The 415-nt window shown below is 56.9% G+C and carries 1 protein-coding gene; it reads right to left on the reverse strand.

Going from position 1 to position 415, the window contains the following annotated elements; genetic code table 11:
* Positions 1 to 29: 29 nt before the first annotated feature.
* A partial coding sequence (locus AC0L3P_RS40100) for an integrase core domain-containing protein (RefSeq protein WP_473309472.1) occupies positions 30 to 415 on the reverse strand: 386 nt, incomplete at its 5' end.

Raw genomic sequence — 415 nt, forward strand, 5'->3', positions numbered from 1 at the left:
GCTGATGCTGGAATTTTCCGGGGTTTAGCTCATGCCGGCGGGGGCGCCGATGAGCCATTCAACAGCGATATCGGCGCCTTGTTGCCGATCGCGCTATGGGGCCGGACTTCGTTGTAGTCTCTACGCCAATCCTCCATTTTCTGCCGGGCGTCGTCAAGGCTCAGGAACCAGTGCATGTTCAGGCATTCGGTTCTGAACTTGCCGTTGAAGGATTCGATGAAGCTATTGTCCGTCGGCTTGCCGGGACGTGAGAAGTCGAGCACAACGCCTCTTTGATAAGCCCAGATGTCGAGATCGCGGGAGATGAACTCCGATCCCTGATCCACACGAATGCTCTTCGGGTAACCGACGGTTTTGCAGATGCGCTCCAGAGTCAGCACAACGTCCTCGCCTCGATAGCTGAACCGCGGATCGA

The sequence above is a fragment of the Bradyrhizobium sp. WSM4874 genome, from assembly GCF_055811835.1.